We start from the raw sequence: 18,911 nt of genomic DNA on the forward strand, positions 1-18,911 counted from the left end.
TTCGCCGAATTGTGTAAAAAGGTCGCACGGGATGCAATGGCACAATGCGGGTCTGGTATGGCGTTGTATGTTGCGTTGCCTGTTTTCGAGTTCAGGAAAAATGTCGTGAGTGATGTGCCGAACAGCGTTGTGAAGCGCGAGTCCCCGTTCCATGTGGCCGGTCATGCGTGTCGCCCCGATTGCGGCGCGTGCTGTATCGCGCCGTCGATTTCGAGCCCGATCCCCGGCATGCCGAATGGCAAGCCGGCGGGCGTGCGCTGCGTGCAACTCGGCGATGATCTGCGCTGCGCGATCTTCGGTCAGCCGGAGCGGCCGGCGTGCTGTTCCGGTCTGCAACCGCAGATGGACATGTGCGGCACGAGCCGCGGTGAAGCGCTCGCGTGGCTCACCCAGCTTGAAACGCAGACTCAACCGCAACCGGCGGTGCGCGGATAACGCGTGAACGATTCCGCTACGTCATCCACCCGGACAAACAACCCAACGCAACCGCATGCTCGAGAAGGCTTCCACAGGAGATTTCGCATGACTCGACCCGCTGCGCCGACCCGGCGCCGCTTCCTGATTGCCGCGCTGACAGGCTGCACCGCGCTTGGCATCACCGTCTCGCTGGCGGCGTGCGCGACATCGACTTTCCCGTTCATCCCGTCGCATTACACGTTCTCGCAGCAGCAGGTGCAGGACGCGGTGCAGCGCAAATTCCCCTATCAGCGCACGGTTTCGCAAGTGTTCGACGTCGCGCTGACCAATCCGGTGGTCGGCTTCCTGCCGGACGCGAACCGCGTCTCGGTGAAGCTCGACGCCCGGCTCGCGAGCCCATTCATGCCACAACCGGTTGACGGCGTATTTACGCTGTCGAGCGAACTGGCCTACGACGCCGCCAGCAAGTCGGTCGTGCTGAAGTCGCCGAACGTCGACAACGTCAGCGTGAGCGGGCAGGCGCAGGCCTATACGCAGCAGATCAATGCCGCGGCGGCCCTGCTCGCTACGCAGTTGCTGACCAACTACCCGATCTACACCTTCAAACCCGAACAACTGCAATTTGCCGGCGTGAATTACGAACCCGGTACAATCACCATCCTTACAAACGGCATACGCGTGCAAATCGTCGAGAAATGACGCTGCGCGCGGCCGGCAGGGCCGCGCGCGCACCGTGCCGACCCTGTTCGTTTCGACTATCTACAGCGATGAGGGTCACGGATGGACTGGCTAATGGCTTGCAAGGCGCTGATTCTGGGCGTCGTCGAAGGGCTGACGGAATTTTTGCCGGTGTCGAGCACCGGCCATTTGATCGTCGCGGGCAGTCTGCTCAATTTCACGGATGATCACGCGAAAACCTTCGATGTCGTGATCCAGCTCGGCGCGATTCTGGCTGTGTGCTGGGAGTTTCGCCGCCGCATCGGCAGCGTGGTGACCGGCTTGCCCAGCCGGCCCGACGCGAGGCGCTTTACGCTGAACGTGATCATCGCGACGATTCCGGCGATTGTGCTCGGCCTGCTGTTCGAGAAGGCCATCAAGGCGGCGCTGTTTTCGCCCGTGCCGGTTGCGTTCGCGTTAGTGGCGGGTGGGGTGGTGATCCTGTGGGCTGAAGCGCGTCAGCGCGCGCGAGGCGACGTGGCGGCACGTGTTCAGAACGTCGACGATCTGAGCCCGCTGGATGCGTTGAAAGTCGGCCTCGCTCAATGTTTTGCGCTGATCCCGGGCATGTCGCGCTCGGGTTCGACGATCATCGGCGGGATGTTGTTCGGCCTCGACCGGCGCGTCGCTACGGAGTTTTCATTCTTCCTCGCGATTCCGATCATCTTCGGTGCAACGGCTTACGAGCTCTATAAAGACTGGCATCTGCTGTCCATCGACGCGCTCGGCAGTTTCGCGCTCGGCTTCGTGGCGGCCTTCATCAGCGCCTTCGCCTGCGTGCGCTGGTTGTTGCGCTACATCGCCACACACGATTTCACCGTGTTCGCGTGGTACCGGATCGGCTTTGGACTGTTGATCCTGCTGGTGGGTTACAGCGGCGCGTTGAGCTGGGCGGACTGAGTCTCCGCTTGTCTTCCGCGTCATGAAAAAAGGTCCGCGTTTGCGGACCTTTTTGCGTATGGCGAGCACAACTGCAGCGCGGCTTTATACCGCGCCGCGCTTCCTGAACACCAGATCCCACACGCCATGCCCGAGCCGCAGCCCACGGCGCTCGAACTTCGTCACCGGACGATACTCGGGACGCGGCGCGTAGCCGTTGGCGGTATTTTCCAGTGCGGGATCGGCGCCCAGCACCTCGAGCATCTGCTCGGCGTAGTTCTGCCAGTCGGTCGCGCAATGCAGATAGGCGCCCGGCTTCAGACGCGAAACCAGCAACGCGACGAACTTCGGCTGGATCAGCCGGCGCTTGTGGTGGCGCGCCTTGTGCCAAGGGTCGGGAAAGAAGATGTGCACGCCGTCGAGGCTGTCGGGCGCGATCATCTGTTCGAGCACTTCGACCGCGTCGTGCTGAATGATGCGGATGTTCGACAGCGTCTGCTCGCCCATCAGCTTCAGCAACGCGCCGACGCCGGGTTCGTGCACTTCGACGCCGAGGAAGTCGTCGTCGGGACGGTGCGAGGCGATTTCCGCGGTGGTCGCGCCCATTCCGAAGCCGATTTCCAGCACACGCGGCGCCGCGCGGCCGAACACGCTGTTCCAGTCGGGTTGTTGCGGTGTGAAGGACACGACGAAACGCGGACCGAGTTCGTCCATTGCGCGGCGCTGGCCGGTCGAGACGCGGCCAGCGCGCGTGACAAAGCTGCGGATGCGGCGTCGATGCAAGGCTTCTTCGTGCGTGGTGTCGGCAGTCGCGTCGGCGTCGGCCGGTTGGCCTTCGGCTTCGGTGGAAGGCGGCGGGAGTTCGTCGGGCAGGCCGGCGTCGTTTGGATCGTGGATCATTGTCGATACTGCTACTAGGGTGAGGGCTTGGCGGCTTGCATGGCGCGTTGCGAGGCGCCGTTTGCGCTTGCGCGGCATGGGCCGCAGTTCGCAGGCGCGGTTCGCTCGAATCGCTATGCCGGGCCGCTGCCACTACAAAAAAGCCGCCTTCATGGGAGGCGGCTCGTGCTGGATTCTGCTGAAGGCTTCAGCAGGAAGGTGGAGCGGACGTTGCAAGTGCGCGTAAGGTAGCACACCCGAAAAGGGTGCGTCCAGACGGTGGCAGGGTTGAAGGGGCGCGGAAATCGGCATGAAGATTACGGTTTCATAACCGTGACAGCCATTCGTATGATTTAATCGCGCTCGTCAGCTATCTCGTTGCAACGATTATCAAAGCGAAAATCCAACATGGGCAAACACGCACACAATCATCGTCAGGCAAAAGCCGCCAAAACGGGTTGGGTCGCTATCGATCCAACTGCGGTTCCGACTACTTCCCAGAATGCGCTTCGCAAGGCAATGGCCATTGAAGGCGTGCCCCTCACGCAATTCAACGATTTGCTGTGGCTCATGGCGCAGGAATCGAGCGGTGTGGTTGACGTGCGCAATGGGAAGTCGTCCGCACGCGGGCTTTATCAGTTGCTGCGGCCTCAATATGAATTGAATCCGAATGGCGAAAAATCTTTCGGTAATGCGGTTGAAGAATGTCAGGGCAGGATTCGCTATATTCTCGGGCGATATCACACTGCGGCATCAGCGCGGCTGTTCTGGGAAAAACACCACTGGTATTGAGCAATGAAAAAGTTTCTATTGATGGGCTTCGTTTCGGCCATGTGCTGGATGTGCGTGGCGCAAGCTGCTGATGCCGGCGTGCCGCGTTTTGAAGATTTCGCGGTGAGCGACACCTTTGCGGGCAAAGCGGCGAAAGTGCGGCTCGTATCCGCGGACGACAAGGAATATGCGACGCGTATCCGCGAAGCCAGCCGGCAGAAGCCGAACTTCGCCGGGCACTACGTGCTGGCAAGCTGGGGCTGTGGGGCGTCGTGCGTGTCCACTGTGGCGATCGACGCGAAGACCGGCCGCGTCACGTGGCTGCCTTTTACGGTGTGCTGCTGGGACGTGGATGTGCAGGAGCCGATCGAGTTCCGGCGCGACAGCCGCCTGTTGGTGGTTCACGGCAGCAGGAATGAAGCGGGTAGCGGGACGTACTACTATGCGTTGGATAAAGACGAATTCAAGCTGGTCAAGGCGGTCGAGAAGGCTGCGAAGAACTAACGCCGGCTTGCGCAATGGCGCGTTGACACGACGCGGGCTCATCTTGCGTTTGTGCGACTTCTCGAATGACAGACGGGGAAGGCGTAGCGGGTGGGAAATGCGGCAATGTGCTGCAGATTCAGATCCTTTCGCGAAGCCGCCTGGTCAATCGCCACGCGGGCTGAAAAGAATCTGGAGCGGGCGATGGGAATCGAACCCACGGCTCTAGCTTGGGAAGCTAGGGTATTACCATTATACGACGCCCGCAGAGCGCATGATTCTACTCGGGAAGAGGCGGTTAGCGCAAATCGCGCTGCCGCCACCCTTGTCCACAAGGCGCACCGAACGCCGTTCAGATCACGAAGTAGGTCAACTGAACGGCCGCACGCGTGACCACCATCAGCAGCACCTGCACGATCACGAACAGCAGGATCGGCGAGAGGTCGATGCCGCCGAGTTGCGGCACCACGCGGCGCAGCGGATTCAGGAACGGCGCGGTCAGTTGGTACAGAATCGGCATGGCCGGCGAGCGCGGATTGAGCCACGACAGCAGCGCCATCAGGATCGTCATCCAGATGATCAGGTTCAGCGCCCACTTGATAACGGTCAGCACGGCAACGATCAGCAGCGTCGGCACGAGCGTGAGCGGATCGGCGCCCGTGAGCACCACCATCAGCACCACATAAACGATCGCCGCAATCAGGGCTGCGACAAGACTCGCCCAGTCGATGTTGCGGGTGCTGTGCAGAATGTGCCGCAAAGGCAGCACGATCCAGTTGGTGGCTTGCATGACGGCGTTCGTGACGGGGTTGTACGGCGGCATGCGCACGACCTGCAGCCATGCGCGCAGCAGCAACGCGGCGCCGAACAGCGTAAAGACGGTATTGAGCAGAAAACGGGCGATATCGCCAAACATCTCGTGTCCTTATCCTTCGGAAGGCGGCCGTCGATCGGCCGCAGGGTGCCGGCGCTGACCGATCGGTACGCCGGCGGGTTCATTTGGATTGCCTGCGCCGTTCCCGGGAGAGGGCGCGTTACGCGTCACAAATGGGGACGCGGTGGTTCAATTTCCAGATGTTCGAGTCAGGCCAGTCGGCGAACTGCGTGCCGCCAGGCCACACCTACCACGGGATATCACACAGAAATCTTGATTTCGCTGATCAGAATCGTGCCGTTGCCGCCGTCGGTGTAATTCGGAATGTCGGCAACCAACTGCTCCGAGGCCGACTTGAAGACTTTGTAGAAGTCGTCCGCGCTATCGAACAGGAAGTGGCCCGCGGCGACATACGGCGGCGGCGTTCCCGGCGGCCCGGCATTGATGCCGACGTCGACCGACCAGCCTCTCAGCGACGGCCCGAACAGCCTGGCCGCGAGCGGCATGTGCGTGACGCAGTAATAGTCCACGTCGAAGTGGCCGTTTTCCCGATACGGATAAAGGATGCTGACCTTGATCATTGTGCGTTCTCGTCTGTTGGTCCCGAAGCGCGGCGCTGGCGGATTGCGCGCGGCGCCGGTCGTCACATTATCACGGCTTACTTGACGCTTGCACCTGCTGCGGCCTGATTCAGCGACCGGTTGAGCGATTCTTCCACCGCCTCGGCAATCGTCTCGATCGCGGCGGGCGGTTTCGCACGGCGTTCGGCCAGTCCGACCGCGCGCCGCGTCAGCAAACCGTACAGCGCGGCATGATCGCCGCCAAGGCCTTCGAGCAACGCCAACTGCTTTTCCACGACGCCCGTATCGCCGCGCGACACGGGGCCGGCGAGCGCGTTCGGCAGACCCTTGTCGCGGGCGGTTTCGATCGTGCCGGAGAGCATCGGCAGCAGCGCGCGCAGCGCGTCGTCTTCGGCAAAGCCCAGCGTGCGCCACAACGCGACGCATTCAGCGAGGCTGCACAGCGCGAAGCTGGCGGCGTAATGCGCGGCAGCGTGATACAGCATGCGGCCGCCTGCTGGAATCGACAGCGGATGGCAGCGCAGGGCGACGGCCAGCGCCGTCAGCGCGTCCATGAGGGCGCCGTCGGCCTCGATCGTCACTGAGCAGCCGGCGATCCGGTCGAGGTCGGCGAGATCGCCGCTAAAGAGGTACAGTGGGTGAAAGCCGCCGATCGAGGCACCCTGGTCGCGCGCCGGAGTCAGCAACTCCACCGGGGAGGCGCCGCTGCAATGCACGAGCGCCTTGCCGTATGGGGCGCTTGCCGCGTCGGTCGCGAACCGCAGTGTGTGCGCTGTCGTACCGATGCTGTCATCGGGAACGGCTAAAAAGACGATGTCGGCGGCGTCGACAACCTGTTGTGGATCGTCGAATGCCGCGCAATGTTGGATTTGACTGGCGAGCCGGCCGGCCGAGGCCGCCGAGCGGCTCGCTACCGCCGTGACGGGATAGCCGGCGCGTGAAAAGCTCAGCGCGAGACAGCGCGCGAGCCGCCCCGCACCGATGAAACCGAGGCGCGGCAGAGAGGGCTGGGACATGGTTACCTGCTCCAGACGGGATACTTGAACGGGAATGCAGCAGTATCGCGCATCCGTCCGGCAGTAGTGTGTCCCGGTGTGGGTATTCCTCTGATCAGTTCGCGCGCGATATGGCGTGTCCGGTCGGTCATCCGGCCACAGACGCCCCGCGGGTCCGAAAACTGCTCACAATTTCCTTCATGAGCTGGTTTGGCAGTTGCTGTTCTGGGTTTTTCGTCTCGCAGTCAGATTCGGGAGGTAACGATGAATATTTTTTCTTACCGAAAGCACTTGCGGTTCTTGACGCACTCGCAGCGCCGTCGCTGGTGGGATCAGAAAAAGCGCCTGACGCCACGCGTGCGCATCAGTGGCGCGTATGTCCCGCCCAACGTCTCCCGAGAATTCGCCTATGTAAAGGTAGGCTGAAAATACCGTCTGCTGATGGGTAAGAAATGCCCGGTGCGATTGCATCGGGCATTTTTCATTTGGGCCGTCAGGATTGAAGCTAATTTGTAATCAAAGATTACTGGCAAGCGAGAGCCTGAAGCCGCAAGACCCGCAAAGCAGTGGGTTCGCGCTCGCTCGACCGCTGGCAAACCCTTAGTTCTCAGTCCGTTACACAGCGTGTCCCGGCGGTGGCGCGCCGGCGCACATTCCGAGCCATTGCCGCCAATTGCAATTTGCAACAAATGCGAACATCTATGCGTGGTCTTTTTCGATACATTGATTTCATAGCATGCAAAGCATGCGAAGTCGGCGACCTTAGTGGGCCGCGCCAGGAGAACAAAAGTGAAAAAGATCGTTCCGTTTGTCGTTGCCGCCGCACTCGGCGTGGGGTTCGCGACTGCTGCTGAGGCGCATGTTTCCGTCGGTATCGGTATTGGTATTCCGATCGCGCCGGCGTACCCGGTTTTTGCCGCGCCGCCGTCGGTCTACTACGCACCGCCGCCAGTCTATTACGCGCCGCCGCCGGTCTATTACGGAGCGCCGGTCGTAGTCGGTGGCTATTACGGTGGCTATGGCCGTCCTTATTATCACCATGGCTACTACGGCCGTGGCTACTACGGCCACGGCTACTATCGCCGCTAATCGCAAGAAGCGCGCAGAGATGTATTGACGGCGTAACGCCGGCTTGATCGCCGGGTTGCGCCGTTTGTGTTTCTACTGCGGCATACCAAGCGACATACCAAAGCACTGTCGAAGCTGGGAGAATGGCTGTTTCGCCAATGCTCTGGAGAGTTTCGTCAATGCAAGCGCTTCCCGCTCCCACTTTCGACGACGTACTCGACGCCGCTGCGCGTCTCGAAGGCGTCGCCCATCGCACCCCCGTTCTAACCTCGAGCACGTTCAACGAGCGCACGGGCGCGTCGGTGTTCTTCAAGTGCGAAAATTTTCAGCGCATGGGCGCTTTCAAGTTTCGCGGCGCCTACAACGCGATTTCGCATTTCGACGCGGAGCAACGTAAAGCGGGTGTGTTGACGTACTCGTCGGGCAATCACGCGCAAGCGATCGCGCTATCGGCGCGTCTTGCCGGGATTCACGCCACGATCATCATGCCGCACGACGCGCCCGCAGCCAAAGTCGCGGCGACCAAGGGCTATGGCGGCGAAGTGATCAGCTACGACCGCTACACCGAAAGTCGCGAAGAGATCGGCCGGCGGCTCGCCGAAGAGCGCGGCATGACGCTGATTCCGCCGTACGACCATCCGCACGTGATCGCCGGGCAGGGCACGGCGGTGAAGGAGTTGATCGACGAAACCGGCCCGCTCGACATGCTGTTCGTTTGCCTCGGCGGCGGCGGACTGATCGGCGGCAGCGCATTGTCGGCGGCGGCATTGAGCCCGGCGTGCACCGTCATCGGCATAGAACCCGAAGCGGGCAACGACGGTCAGCAATCGCTCGCGCGCGGCGAGATCGTGCATATCGACGCGCCGCGCACGATTGCCGACGGTGCTGCTTCCACGCATCTCGGCGACTACACGTTCGCGATTATTCAGAAGCTGGTCGCGAAGATCGAAACGGTCAGCGACGAACAGTTGATCGAGACCATGCGTTTTTTCGCGCAGCGCATGAAGATCGTGGTCGAGCCGACGGGTTGCCTCGCCGCGGCTGCCGTGCTCAACGGCGTCGTGCCGGTGAAGGGCAAGCGTGTGGGAGTGGTGGTGAGCGGTGGCAACGTCGATCTGGCGAAGCTGGCGCAGTATCTCGCCTGATAGGCTGCGTGATCGTTCTTGCGTCCGGCTACGCACGTTGAAATTGAGGGAAGACGGCTCGCCTTGGCGAGCCGTTTTTTCTAGCTTGCCACCTGTGCGGTCTGCACGATCAGATCGCGATACCCGTTCACGATCACGCTATACGAGAAGTAGGCGAACAGCAGCGCCGACAACACATGGCACGCGCGCAGCAAACCGGTGCCGGCGCGTTTGCGTCCATGGCTGCCGAGTCCGCAGATAAAGATCGTCCAGCACAAGCCGCCCAGGAAGAAGCCGCCGAGGAATACCGGTGCAGTCGTCACGCTAGTGGCGCCGGCCTTCGCGATCAACGCACCGCCGACTGCGGCAAACCACAGAATCGCTGACGGCGACGACATGGCCAGCAACGCGCCGCGCAAGAAACTGCGCCACGGGGAAAGATGCGGCGCTTTGGCATCCGCTTCGCCGGCAACTGCGGGCGCCGACGCCGGGAACAGCGCTTCACGCGCCATCTTCCACGTGAGAAACAGCAGGACCGCCGCGCCGCCGATCCACACGACCCAGCGTACCGATTCGAACTGCAGCAGCGCAGCCATTCCCGCGAGCGCGAGCGCCGCGTAAACGAGATCGCCGAAACAGGAACCCAGGCCCAGCCAGAAGCCCGGTTTGAAGCCGTGCGACAGCGCCAGCGAAATCATCGCGACGTTGACGAGACCGATATCCAGACACAACGACAACGACAGAAAAAAACCGTCCGACATCATTGAAAAGGCATGCATCCGCGCAACTGCTCCATCAGTTTTGTTCTTCAGACTTGTTCAAGCGCGAGCGATCCGGCCGGTGAACGGATCGCTTCGATGCCGACAGAATTCCGATATTCAGTGGTGTGATTCGAGGCCTGTTTTTACAGTCCCAACTCATTCCACAAGGTGTCGATGCGCTGTTTGACCGCACGGTCCATCTCGATCGGGCGGCCCCATTCGCGATCGGTTTCGCCGGGCCATTTGTTGGTCGCGTCGAGTCCCATCTTCGATCCGAGACCCGCCACCGGCGAGGCGAAATCCAGATAGTCGATCGGCGTGCGATCGACCAGCACGGTGTCGCGCGCCGGATCGATACGCGTGGTGATGGCCCAGATCACTTCCTTCCAGTCGCGGATATTCACGTCCTCGTCGACCACGACGATGAACTTCGTATACATGAATTGCCGCAGGAAGCTCCACACGCCGAACATCACGCGCTTGGCGTGACCCGGGTAGCTCTTCTTCATCTGCACGATCGCCATCCGGTAGCTGCATCCTTCGGGCGGCAGATAGAAATCGGTAATCTCGGTGAACTGCTTCTGCAACAGCGGCACGAACACCTCGTTGAGCGCGACGCCGAGCACGGCGGGCTCATCGGGCGGTTTGCCGGTATAGGTGGAGTGATAGATCGCGTCGCGCCGCATGGTGATGCGCTCGACCGTGAAGACGGGAAACCACTCCTGCTCGTTGTAGTAGCCGGTGTGGTCGCCGTAGGGGCCTTCCAGCGCGTGTTCGTAAGCGGCGGACGCGCCCTTGGCCGGGCGCGGCGGCGCGCCCGCGGGAGCAGGTGAGGGCGTGCCCTCCTGCGGATAGATGAAGCCTTCCAGAACGATTTCCGCCCGCGCGGGCACCTGCAAACCGTCGACGCCCGGCGTGATGCACTTCGCGAGTTCGGTGCGGCCGCCGCGCAGCAGCCCGGCGAACTGGTATTCGGAGAGCGTGTCGGGCACCGGCGTAACCGCACCGAGGATGGTAGCCGGATCGGCGCCCAGCACTACGGCCACGGGATACGGCTTGCCCGGATTCTGCAGCGCGAACTCGCGGAAATCGAGTGCGCCGCCGCGATGCGCGAGCCAGCGCATGATGAGTTTGTTACGCCCGATCAGTTGCTGGCGATATATGCCTAAATTTTGTCGGCTCTTATTCGGGCCTTTTGTGACAGTCAGGCCCCATGTGATCAGCGGCCCCGCATCGCCCGGCCAGCAGGTCTGAATCGGCAGCTTTCCGAGGTCGACGTCGTTGCCTTCCCAGACGATTTCCTGGCAGGGCGGCGCGCTCACTGTTTTGGGCGCCATGTCCCACACCGCCTTCGCGAGCGAGAACAGTTTGCCGGCGTCCTTGAGGCCCTTCGGCGGCTCCGGTTCCTTCAGTGCGGAGAGCAGGCGGCCGACGTCGCGCAGCGACTCCAGCGCGGCGCCATCGCCTTCACCTGATTGCGCGTCGATACCCATGCCAAGCGCGACGCGGCGCGGCGTGCCGAACAGGTTACCGAGGACCGGAAACGCGTGCTGCTGCTGGCTCTCAAACAGTATCGCCGGACCGCCGGCGCGCAGTACGCGGTCGCACAGTTCGGTCATTTCCAGGACAGGCGAGACGTTTTGCGAGATACGGCGCAGTTCGCCGATCGTTTCGAGACGGCCGACGAAATCGCGCAGGTCTTTGTATTTCATCTGGTGCGGTAGAGAGCCGCGCAAGCGGCAAAAAGGTAGGGCGCCGCAGAGCTCACGGTGCCAGAACGATTGTCGATTTTACCTGTGTTGGCAGGCGCACGTAGATTGGCCAAACGGCCGACTTCGGAAGGACTAATTGAGATAGCTCAAGAAGCGCGCACCGCGCGGTTCTTAACGGACTGAACACTGTTCATTATTACAATTAGTTATACATTTGCCTATCTATAGTGTTGACGATCTATAAAACCCTGCATAGAATCCGTCCACATTGGTTGCAGGGCGTGAACCTTTTTACCACTGCCCCCGGTCCCTTTTGACGCAACGCGTCACCGTTTACCGACCCCCTGCACGGTATCTGACGGCCTTACTGAAGTCCTCGCCAGCGCCAACTGACGCTGGTTTTTCGCGTGGGAGCCACCGCCCGCATGCTTTTTGGCATGCCGCGGACCTCTTTTCAAGAGGGCTCCCCACAAACGGTATGTACCGTTTTCCCGACGTCGCTGCTGCCCTAACCAGACAGAGCGCGCGATGTCTTGACTCTGCGAATGTGTGTTACCGCCTGTTCAACTGGCGGAGTTCGCGGATCATGCAACATGGGAGATCTGAATGAACGCCTGGTTATCGTGGCGTCCCGATGAGCGTATCGCGCAAGTTGTGCGTGGTGCGTTGCGTCGCGGGACGCGAATGAGTCATCACCTGTTCAGCATCGTCGGTGGTATCGCCGTCGTGCTGGCCGTTACGCTGTGGCTGATGCCAGCTTTGCGCGGCACCCTTGCCGCCAAGCTGATGCCGGTCATTTCCGCCGCTGTGCAGGCCGGTCCCGCCCGTCTGCTGCAGGGCCACCCGCTGCCGGCTTTCGGGCCCCCTGGCGCGTCCTCTGACGATTCGCTGTCCGCGAATTCGACCGGTAGCGACGCCGCGAGCGGTGCGAACAACGGCAACAATGGCGTCACCGCCAGCAATACCAGCTACGACGGCGCCTTCGACGGCACCGGCACGTCCGGTATGGGCGTGGCTGCACTGAACGGCCTCGACCCGCGCACCATGCAGAGCGTTTCCGCGCTGGCACGGCTGATCCCGGCGCAGCGCGTCACGGCCGATGCACGCGACGATCGTGTGCTGGTTTCGACCCGCGAGCAGGATCTGGTCTCGTCGTACCTGGCGCGGCGTTATCGCGTCGCTCAGGGACCCGTTAGCGAGCTCGTGAAGGCCGCGTTCGACACCGGCCGCGAAGTCGATCTCGACCCGCTTCTCCTGCTGTCCGTGATGGCAATCGAATCGGGCTTCAACCCGTACGCCGAGAGCGGCGTGGGCGCGCAAGGCCTGATGCAGGTGATGTCCAAGGTTCACTCGGACAAGTTCCAGTATTTCGGCGGCCAGAGCGCGGCGCTTGAACCGGTTGCGAACATCAAGGTGGGCGCGCTGGTGCTGAAGGATTGCATCGCACGCGGCGGTTCGCTGCCGGGCGGTCTGCGTCTCTACGTCGGCTCCACTTCGCAGGACGACGGCGGCTACGGCGCCAAGGTGATGGCCGAGCGTGGCCGCCTGCGCGATGTGGCGCGCGGCCGCAAGGTGCCGATCAACGCACCGCAGGCGCCGGTTTTGACGGCGTCGAACACGACTACGGCTGCGGCGGCATCGACTAGCGGCAAGCGCGTGCAGATGACGCTCGATGCCGGTCATCCGCTGAGCGCGGCGGCGCCGGTGAAGACGCCGGTGTCCGAGCAGGACGACGCTAGTTCCAATGCGACCAAGCATGTGGCATCGGCTTCGGAGTTGGGCGCTTGAGGTTGACTTAACCCGGTTCGCCTGGCCCGGGAGCGGCCGATACAAAAAAGGACACCCGAGAGAGTGTCCTTTTTCTTTTGTGGTTTTCGTCTGTAGTGACGTGCGCGGCCGTGAGGCGTGTGTCACAGGCATTGTGCAACCCGGCCTCGCCGAGCAGCCCTTCAGGCACTCAAAGCCGCAGAGCGGCTCTGTGGCGCCTCTATCCAGTCAGTGCCGTCCGAAAAGCTTCGCCAGCCGCTCGACCGCTTCTTCCAACTTCGGCAGGGCGGTTGCATACGATAGCCGGATGTAGTCTTTCGGCGCGTGCGTGCCGAAGTCCATGCCCGGCACCAACACCACGCCCGCGTCATGCAGCATCGCTTTGGTGAGCGCCGCGCTGTCTCCGGCCGCCGGATGCGCGACCGTTCGGCAATCGGCGTACACGTAGAAGGCGCCGTCAGGCATTACCGGCACCGAGAAACCCAGCGATTCGAGCGCCGGCACAATGAAGTCGCGGCGGCGCTTGAATTCGAGGCGACGCGCTTCGTAGATGGCGATCGTTTCCGGTTCGAAGCAGGCCAGCGCCGCATGCTGCGCGAGCGCCGACGCGCAGATGAACAGGTTTTGCGCGAGCTTTTCGAACGCGCCGACCATGCCAGGCGGCACTACCAGCCAGCCCAAACGCCAGCCGGTCATGTTGAAGTACTTCGAGAAGCTGTTGACGGTGATGACGTCGTCACCGAACGAGAGCGCCGAGACGGGCTTCGCGTCGTAGCTCAGGCCCTGGTAGATCTCGTCGACGATCGTAAAGCCGCCACGCGCCCGCACGGTCTTGACAATGCGTTCGAGCTCAGCGGGCTCGATCGACGTGCCCGTCGGATTAGACGGCGACGCCAGCAGCACGCCGCGGGTGTGCTCGTTCCACAGGCGCTCGACGTCGGCGGCGGTTAGCTGGAAGCGTTCGGCCGGCCCGCTCGGCACCATCACCGGTTTGCCTTCCGCTGCGATCACGAAGTGGCGGTTGCACGGGTAGCACGGGTCGGGCATCAGTATTTCATCGTCGCGATCGACTAGCGCCGCGCAAGCGAGCAGCAGCGCGGCAGACGCGCCGGCGGTGACGACGATCCGCGCAGGATCGACGCTGACGCCGTAGAACTCAGCGTAATGCGCCGAGATCGCTTCGCGCAGCGCGTGCAGGCCAAGTGCGTTCGTGTATTGCGTGACGCCGCGGCGCAGGGCGCTCGCGGCCGCTTCGATGACCGGCTCGGGCGCGGTGAAATCGGGTTCGCCGATTCCCATGTGGATGATGTCGCGCCCTTCGCGCTCGAGCAGCGCGGCTTCCTTGGCCAGTTCCATCACATAGAAAGGCTGGATGGCGTCGACGCGGGCAGCAAGCCGCACCAAGGGTTCGGTCACGGAGTTCATACGATCAAATCCAGTTCAGAAGCAAAAGCGGGACGACGCATGGCACATGGGTTCATGTGCGCTGCGGCGTCCTTGCAAGCGCCCAGCGGTATGGGGCTGCGGCATGGTAGCAGGCGCATGACAAGGTCACGCGCCTCACGCTCAATGCTTGCGGGCTGCCTGCGTTTCGGCAGCGCGCAATTGCGCCGACAGCTTGTCCAGCACGCCGTTCACGTACTTATAGCCGTCCGCGCCGCCAAACGTCTTGGCGAGTTCGACGGCTTCATTGATGACCACGCGATAGGGGATATCGACGTGATTCTTCAACTCGAACGCAGCGACCAGCAGCACGGCGCGTTCGACCGGCGAAAGCTGGTCGATCGGGCGGTCGAGGCACGGTGCGATGTCGGCGGAGAGCGCTTCCGAATCGCGGATCACGCCGTGCAGGATGGCGTCCAGATGTTCGTGGTCGGCCTTGTCGAAGCCCTGTGCGCCGCGCAACTGCGCGTCGATTTCACCGCCGGGCGAACCCGACAGCAGCCACTGGTAAAGCCCCTGCGTGGCTAGTTCGCGGGAGCGTCGGCGTGCGCTCTTCATGCCTCTTCCTCTTCTTCGTCTTCTTCCTCGTCGTCACCGCCGAGCTGTTCGAGCGCGACCGAGAGGTTCGCCATTTCGACGGCCACGCGCGCTGCGTCACGACCCTTCTCGGTCATGCGCGCGACGGCTTGTTCGTCGTTTTCGGTGGTCAGCACAGCGTTCGCGACCGGGATGCCGAAGTCGAGGCCGATGCGGGTGATGCCCGCGCCGCTTTCGTTCGACACCAGTTCGAAGTGGTACGTCTCGCCGCGAATCACCGCGCCCAGCGCGATCAGTGCGTCGAATTGCGCGCTTTCGGCAAGCTTTTGCAGCGCCAGCGGGATTTCCAGCGCGCCCGGCACGGTGACCAGCAGCACGTCTTCGCCGGTCACGCCGAGGCGTTCGAGTTCTTCGATGCACGAATCCGCGAGACCGTTGCAGACGGGTTCGTTAAAACGCGCCTGGACGATGCCGATACGCAGTCCGTCGCCGTCGAGATTCGGTTGGTATTGTCCGATTTCCATGTGAATTCCGTAGTGTTTTGAGTTGGCGCTAAAGCGCGTGAATGGTCGGATCAGCCTTGTTGCGGAGCCTGTGCGGTGCTGCCCGGCATGGGTACGAAGCCGGTGACTTCGAGGCCGTAGCCCGACATGCTGCCCAGCTTGCGCGGGTTCGACAGCACCTGCATCTTGCCGACACCCAGCTCACGCAGGATCTGCGCACCGATGCCATATGTCTTGAAGTCGACCGGCCGGCGTTTGAGCGCCTCGGCTTTTTCCTTCGAGTCGAACGCCTTGAAAACGTCGACCAGATGTTCCTTCGAATCGCCGCAGTTCAGGAGCACGATCACACCGAGGTCGCGCTGGGCGATCTCTTTCATCGCCGCATCCAGCGTCCATGAGTGAGTCGATTTGCCGACTTCGAGCAGATCCAGCATGGACAGCGGCTCGTGCACGCGCACCGGGGTGTCGTGTTCCGGGTTCGGCGTGCCGCGCACCAGCGCGATATGCGGCTGGCCGCTCGGCTGGTCGAGATACATCACCGCGCGAAACGCGCCGTGCGCGGTTTGCATGGTGCGTTCGCAAATGCGCTCGACGATCGATTCCGTGCGGCTGCGGTAGTGAATCAGATCCGCGATCGTGCCGATCTTCAGATCGTGCTCTTTGGCGAATTCCATCAGGTCCGGCAGGCGCGCCATCGTGCCGTCGTCCTTGATGACTTCGCAGATCACCGCGGCCGGCGTGAGGCCTGCCAGCGCGGTGAAGTCGCAGCCGGCCTCGGTATGGCCGGCGCGCACCAGCACGCCGCCGGGCTGCGCCATGATCGGGAACACGTGTCCCGGCTGCACGATGTGCTCGGCCTTGGTGTCCGGTGCGACCGCCACGGCGATCGTGCGGGCGCGGTCGGCCGCCGAGATGCCTGTGGTCACGCCTTCGGCTGCTTCGATGCTGACGGTGAACGCCGTGCCGTACTGCGTGCCGTTGCGATAGGTCATGAGCGGCAGGTTCAGCAGTTTGCAGCGTTCCTGCGTGAGCGTCAGACAAATCAGGCCGCGGCCGTAGCGGGCCATGAAGTTGATCGCTTCCGGCGTGACGAATTCGGCGGCGATCACGAGGTCGCCCTCGTTTTCGCGATCTTCTTCGTCGACGAGGATCACCATCCGGCCTGCTTTCAGTTCGGCAATGATCTCTTGAGTGGAGGCGAGCGTCATGTTGGCGGAATTTTTCGAAGAAAGCGCGTATTTTACGCCACGCGCGCCCCCACGTCGCCTGGGCCGAATGGCATAGGCCGTTTGGCGAGGCACTTAGGGCTGTCTGGCGGCGGTTTGACAGGGCGGCGTTGCTATAATTCGTCGCGCCCGCGAAGGCCGCCTCCAGAAAACAACCTCCCCGCTAAACCCGTTCGAGAAAGATCATGCCGCACTATCGCTCACGCACATCGACTCATGGCCGCAACATGGCCGGCGCCCGCGCCCTGTGGCGCGCCACCGGAATGAAAGACGACGATTTCGGCAAGCCGATCATCGCGGTGGTGAACTCGTTCACCCAGTTCGTGCCGGGTCATGTGCATCTTCGCGACCTCGGCGCGCTGGTCGCGAAGGAAATCGAAGCGGCTGGCGGTGTGGCCAAGGAATTCAACACCATCGCGGTGGACGACGGCATTGCCATGGGCCACGGCGGCATGCTGTATTCGCTGCCCTCGCGCGAACTGATCGCCGACTCGGTGGAATACATGGTCAACGCGCACTGCGCCGACGCCATGGTCTGTATCTCCAATTGCGACAAGATCACCCCGGGCATGCTGATGGCCGCCATGCGCCTGAACATTCCGGTCGTATTCGTGTCCGGCGGTCCGATGGAAGCGGGCAAGGTCAAATCGCCGACGGACGGCCAGGTGATCGCCAAGATCGATCTGATCGACGCGATGATCAAGGCGGCCGACCCCAAGATCAGCGACGCTGAAGTGGCCGAAGTCGAGCGCAGCGCCTGCCCGACGTGCGGTTCCTGCTCGGGCATGTTCACCGCGAACTCGATGAATTGCCTGACCGAGGCGATCGGTCTGGCGTTGCCGGGCAACGGCACGATCGTCGCCACGCATGCATGGCGCAAGGGCCTGTTCGAACAGGCCGGGCGCCTCGTGGTGGACCTGTGCCGCCGCTACTATCAGGAAGAAGACGTGTCGGTCCTGCCGCGCAGCATCGCCAGCAAGCAGGCATTCGAGAACGCCATGGCGCTCGACGTGGCCATGGGCGGTTCGACCAATACTGTGCTGCACCTGCTGGCGGCGGCGCAGGAAGCCGGCGTCGATTTCACGATGTCCGACATCGACCGTATCTCGCGCAAAGTGCCGTGCCTGTGCAAAGCGGCGCCCGCCACCGATAAATACCATATCGAAGACGTGCACCGTGCCGGCGGCATCCTCGGCATTCTCGGTGAACTGGCCCGTGCGGATCTGCTGGACCTGTCGTGCGGCAACGTGCATAGCGGCACGCTGGGCAATGCCATCGCCAAATGGGACGTCGCCGGTGGCGCGGGTGAAGAAGCGCAGAAGTTCTTCCGTGCGGCCCCGGGCGGCATTCCGACCACTGTCGCGTTCAGCCAGGAAGCCACGTTCGCGTCGCTGGATACCGACCGCAAGACCGGCTGTATCCGCAGCAAGCAGGACGCGTATTCGAAAGACGGCGGCCTCGCTGTCCTCTACGGCAACCTCGCGGAGAAGGGCTGCATCGTCAAGACTGCAGGTGTCGACGAATCGCAATGGATTTTCTCCGGACGCGCGCGCGTCTTCGAGAGTCAGGACGACGCCGTCGACGCCATTCTGGGCGACAAGGTGGTGGCGGGTGACGTGGTCGTGATCCGTTACGAAGGCCCCAAGGGCGGTCCTGGCATGCAGGAAATGCTGTACCCCACGTCGTATCTGAAGTCCAAAGGCCTGGGCAAGACCTGTGCGCTCTTCACCGACGGCCGTTTCTCCGGCGGTTCGTCAGGGCTCGTGATCGGGCATGCGTCGCCGGAAGCAGCCGAAGGCGGCACGATCGGTCTGGTGGAAGATGGCGATGTGATCGAGATCGACATTCCCAGGCGCAAGATGCACCTGGTGGTGTCAGGCGAGGAATTGGCGCGCCGCCGCGAGGCTATGGAGGCTCGTGGTGACAAGGCGTGGATGCCGGTGGATCGTGAACGCGTGGTGTCGCAGGCGTTGCAAGCCTATGCGGCGTTGGCGACCTCTGCGGACCGTGGCGCCGTGCGGGACCTCTCGCAATTGAAGCGCAAGTGAGGCGTAGTTGAAGCTTAACTGACCGGCTGGCTGATGCAGGGAGCGCGAGGCCGGGCGACGTTCGGTGAGTCGTATTGAGGACGCAATAGTCTCTTGCCGGGAGCGCGCCCGGATCACCCCGCTTAG

Annotated in this window: 19 protein-coding genes and 1 tRNA gene; 9 read left to right on the forward strand and 11 right to left on the reverse strand. The window is 62.5% G+C overall.

The features are described from left to right. Positions 1-105 precede the first annotated feature (105 nt). From M0D67_RS04975 to M0D67_RS04985, 3 genes are all read left to right on the forward strand, one after another. Positions 106-435: a YkgJ family cysteine cluster protein gene (locus tag M0D67_RS04975; protein WP_168435723.1), complete on the forward strand. Its 330-nt coding sequence runs from the start codon at positions 106-108 to the stop codon at positions 433-435. A gap of 87 nt (positions 436-522) precedes the next feature. Beyond that, positions 523-1,116: a DUF1439 domain-containing protein gene (locus tag M0D67_RS04980; RefSeq protein ID WP_154560888.1), complete on the forward strand. Its 594-nt coding sequence runs from the start codon at positions 523-525 to the stop codon at positions 1,114-1,116. An 81-nt stretch (positions 1,117-1,197) separates the two neighbouring features. Then, positions 1,198-2,034, forward strand: a complete 837-nt coding sequence (locus M0D67_RS04985; protein ID WP_154560889.1) for an undecaprenyl-diphosphate phosphatase — start codon at positions 1,198-1,200, stop codon at positions 2,032-2,034. Positions 2,035-2,118: 84 nt separating this feature from the next. Here the strand turns inward: M0D67_RS04985 and trmB are convergent, their stop codons facing one another. Further along, positions 2,119-2,913, reverse strand: a complete 795-nt coding sequence (trmB, locus tag M0D67_RS04990; RefSeq protein WP_154560890.1) for a tRNA (guanosine(46)-N7)-methyltransferase TrmB — start codon at positions 2,911-2,913, stop codon at positions 2,119-2,121. 387 nt (positions 2,914-3,300) lie between these two features. Here trmB and M0D67_RS04995 point away from each other — a divergent pair, with 387 nt between their 5' ends. Both M0D67_RS04995 and M0D67_RS05000 read left to right on the forward strand, forming a co-directional pair. Beyond that, positions 3,301-3,684 (forward strand): hypothetical protein, encoded by a 384-nt coding sequence (locus M0D67_RS04995; protein WP_266237582.1) that lies wholly within the window; start codon positions 3,301-3,303, stop codon positions 3,682-3,684. 3 nt (positions 3,685-3,687) lie between these two features. Next, positions 3,688-4,167 carry a hypothetical protein gene (locus tag M0D67_RS05000; RefSeq protein ID WP_154560894.1) on the forward strand — a complete coding sequence of 160 codons (480 nt, stop codon included), beginning with the start codon at positions 3,688-3,690 and terminating at the stop codon, positions 4,165-4,167. 172 nt (positions 4,168-4,339) lie between these two features. On the opposite strand, the gene M0D67_RS05005 is transcribed toward M0D67_RS05000, so the two are convergent. The 4 genes from M0D67_RS05005 to M0D67_RS05020 all read right to left on the reverse strand — a co-directional run bounded on the left by M0D67_RS05005 (position 4,340) and on the right by M0D67_RS05020 (position 6,617). Then, positions 4,340-4,413 (reverse strand) — tRNA-Gly (locus M0D67_RS05005). A gap of 85 nt (positions 4,414-4,498) precedes the next feature. Next, entirely contained in the window at positions 4,499-5,062 is a 564-nt protein-coding gene (locus M0D67_RS05010) for a YggT family protein (RefSeq protein ID WP_054037352.1), read from the reverse strand. Positions 5,063-5,280: 218 nt separating this feature from the next. Then, the gene (locus tag M0D67_RS05015; RefSeq protein WP_154560896.1) at positions 5,281-5,601 is read right to left on the reverse strand and encodes an EthD family reductase; all 321 of its coding nucleotides are present in this window, start codon (positions 5,599-5,601) and stop codon (positions 5,281-5,283) included. A 77-nt stretch (positions 5,602-5,678) separates the two neighbouring features. Next, positions 5,679-6,617: a Rossmann-like and DUF2520 domain-containing protein gene (locus tag M0D67_RS05020; protein ID WP_154560898.1), complete on the reverse strand. Its 939-nt coding sequence runs from the start codon at positions 6,615-6,617 to the stop codon at positions 5,679-5,681. Between the two features lie 768 nt (positions 6,618-7,385). Between M0D67_RS05020 and M0D67_RS05025 the strand changes: the two genes are divergently transcribed. Further along, the gene (locus tag M0D67_RS05025; protein WP_266237587.1) at positions 7,386-7,685 is read left to right on the forward strand and encodes a hypothetical protein; all 300 of its coding nucleotides are present in this window, start codon (positions 7,386-7,388) and stop codon (positions 7,683-7,685) included. A 158-nt stretch (positions 7,686-7,843) separates the two neighbouring features. Next, positions 7,844-8,809, forward strand: a complete 966-nt coding sequence (locus M0D67_RS05030; protein ID WP_171926130.1) for a threo-3-hydroxy-L-aspartate ammonia-lyase — start codon at positions 7,844-7,846, stop codon at positions 8,807-8,809. 80 nt (positions 8,810-8,889) lie between these two features. Here M0D67_RS05030 and M0D67_RS05035 read toward each other — a convergent pair whose 3' ends face one another. Both M0D67_RS05035 and M0D67_RS05040 read right to left on the reverse strand, forming a co-directional pair. Beyond that, entirely contained in the window at positions 8,890-9,567 is a 678-nt protein-coding gene (locus M0D67_RS05035) for a LysE family translocator (protein ID WP_154560900.1), read from the reverse strand. A 125-nt stretch (positions 9,568-9,692) separates the two neighbouring features. Beyond that, entirely contained in the window at positions 9,693-11,261 is a 1,569-nt protein-coding gene (locus M0D67_RS05040) for a UbiD family decarboxylase (RefSeq protein WP_154560902.1), read from the reverse strand. Positions 11,262-11,867: 606 nt separating this feature from the next. Between M0D67_RS05040 and M0D67_RS05045 the strand changes: the two genes are divergently transcribed. Continuing rightward, positions 11,868-13,049 (forward strand): lytic transglycosylase domain-containing protein, encoded by a 1,182-nt coding sequence (locus M0D67_RS05045; protein ID WP_154560904.1) that lies wholly within the window; start codon positions 11,868-11,870, stop codon positions 13,047-13,049. 207 nt (positions 13,050-13,256) lie between these two features. On the opposite strand, the gene M0D67_RS05050 is transcribed toward M0D67_RS05045, so the two are convergent. The 4 genes from M0D67_RS05050 to ribBA all read right to left on the reverse strand — a co-directional run bounded on the left by M0D67_RS05050 (position 13,257) and on the right by ribBA (position 16,719). Continuing rightward, complete coding sequence (locus tag M0D67_RS05050) at positions 13,257-14,453, reverse strand: pyridoxal phosphate-dependent aminotransferase (RefSeq protein ID WP_171926132.1); 1,197 nt, start codon at positions 14,451-14,453, stop codon at positions 13,257-13,259. Positions 14,454-14,594: 141 nt separating this feature from the next. After that, entirely contained in the window at positions 14,595-15,029 is a 435-nt protein-coding gene (gene nusB, locus M0D67_RS05055) for a transcription antitermination factor NusB (RefSeq protein WP_054037337.1), read from the reverse strand. After that, positions 15,026-15,532: a 6,7-dimethyl-8-ribityllumazine synthase gene (gene ribH / locus M0D67_RS05060; protein ID WP_054037335.1), complete on the reverse strand. Its 507-nt coding sequence runs from the start codon at positions 15,530-15,532 to the stop codon at positions 15,026-15,028. The genes nusB and ribH overlap by 4 nt, the downstream gene beginning before the upstream one ends. Before the next feature lie 50 nt (positions 15,533-15,582). Beyond that, positions 15,583-16,719 carry a bifunctional 3,4-dihydroxy-2-butanone-4-phosphate synthase/GTP cyclohydrolase II gene (ribBA, locus tag M0D67_RS05065; protein WP_154560908.1) on the reverse strand — a complete coding sequence of 379 codons (1,137 nt, stop codon included), beginning with the start codon at positions 16,717-16,719 and terminating at the stop codon, positions 15,583-15,585. Positions 16,720-16,922: 203 nt separating this feature from the next. On the opposite strand from ribBA, the gene ilvD reads away from it, so the two are divergent. After that, a complete protein-coding gene (ilvD, locus tag M0D67_RS05070; protein WP_154560910.1) occupies positions 16,923-18,785 on the forward strand; it encodes a dihydroxy-acid dehydratase in 1,863 nt (620 codons plus the stop codon). Positions 18,786-18,911 lie beyond the last annotated feature (126 nt).

The organism is Paraburkholderia sp. SECH4 (assembly GCF_030511745.1).
Lineage (GTDB): Bacteria > Pseudomonadota > Gammaproteobacteria > Burkholderiales > Burkholderiaceae > Paraburkholderia > Paraburkholderia madseniana.

Coding starts and splice junctions, on each gene's coding strand:
- M0D67_RS04980 (WP_154560888.1), top strand. CDS start 523: ATGACTCGACCCGCTGCGCCGACCCGGCGCCGCTTCCTGATTGCCGCG.
- M0D67_RS04985 (WP_154560889.1), top strand. CDS start 1,198: ATGGACTGGCTAATGGCTTGCAAGGCGCTGATTCTGGGCGTCGTCGAA.
- trmB (WP_154560890.1), bottom strand. CDS start 2,913: ATGATCCACGATCCAAACGACGCCGGCCTGCCCGACGAACTCCCGCCG.
- M0D67_RS04995 (WP_266237582.1), top strand. CDS start 3,301: ATGGGCAAACACGCACACAATCATCGTCAGGCAAAAGCCGCCAAAACG.
- M0D67_RS05000 (WP_154560894.1), top strand. CDS start 3,688: ATGAAAAAGTTTCTATTGATGGGCTTCGTTTCGGCCATGTGCTGGATG.
- M0D67_RS05010 (WP_054037352.1), bottom strand. CDS start 5,062: ATGTTTGGCGATATCGCCCGTTTTCTGCTCAATACCGTCTTTACGCTG.
- M0D67_RS05015 (WP_154560896.1), bottom strand. CDS start 5,601: ATGATCAAGGTCAGCATCCTTTATCCGTATCGGGAAAACGGCCACTTC.
- M0D67_RS05020 (WP_154560898.1), bottom strand. CDS start 6,617: ATGTCCCAGCCCTCTCTGCCGCGCCTCGGTTTCATCGGTGCGGGGCGG.
- M0D67_RS05030 (WP_171926130.1), top strand. CDS start 7,844: ATGCAAGCGCTTCCCGCTCCCACTTTCGACGACGTACTCGACGCCGCT.
- M0D67_RS05035 (WP_154560900.1), bottom strand. CDS start 9,567: ATGCATGCCTTTTCAATGATGTCGGACGGTTTTTTTCTGTCGTTGTCG.
- M0D67_RS05040 (WP_154560902.1), bottom strand. CDS start 11,261: ATGAAATACAAAGACCTGCGCGATTTCGTCGGCCGTCTCGAAACGATC.
- M0D67_RS05045 (WP_154560904.1), top strand. CDS start 11,868: ATGAACGCCTGGTTATCGTGGCGTCCCGATGAGCGTATCGCGCAAGTT.
- M0D67_RS05050 (WP_171926132.1), bottom strand. CDS start 14,453: ATGAACTCCGTGACCGAACCCTTGGTGCGGCTTGCTGCCCGCGTCGAC.
- nusB (WP_054037337.1), bottom strand. CDS start 15,029: ATGAAGAGCGCACGCCGACGCTCCCGCGAACTAGCCACGCAGGGGCTT.
- ribH (WP_054037335.1), bottom strand. CDS start 15,532: ATGGAAATCGGACAATACCAACCGAATCTCGACGGCGACGGACTGCGT.
- ribBA (WP_154560908.1), bottom strand. CDS start 16,719: ATGACGCTCGCCTCCACTCAAGAGATCATTGCCGAACTGAAAGCAGGC.
- ilvD (WP_154560910.1), top strand. CDS start 16,923: ATGCCGCACTATCGCTCACGCACATCGACTCATGGCCGCAACATGGCC.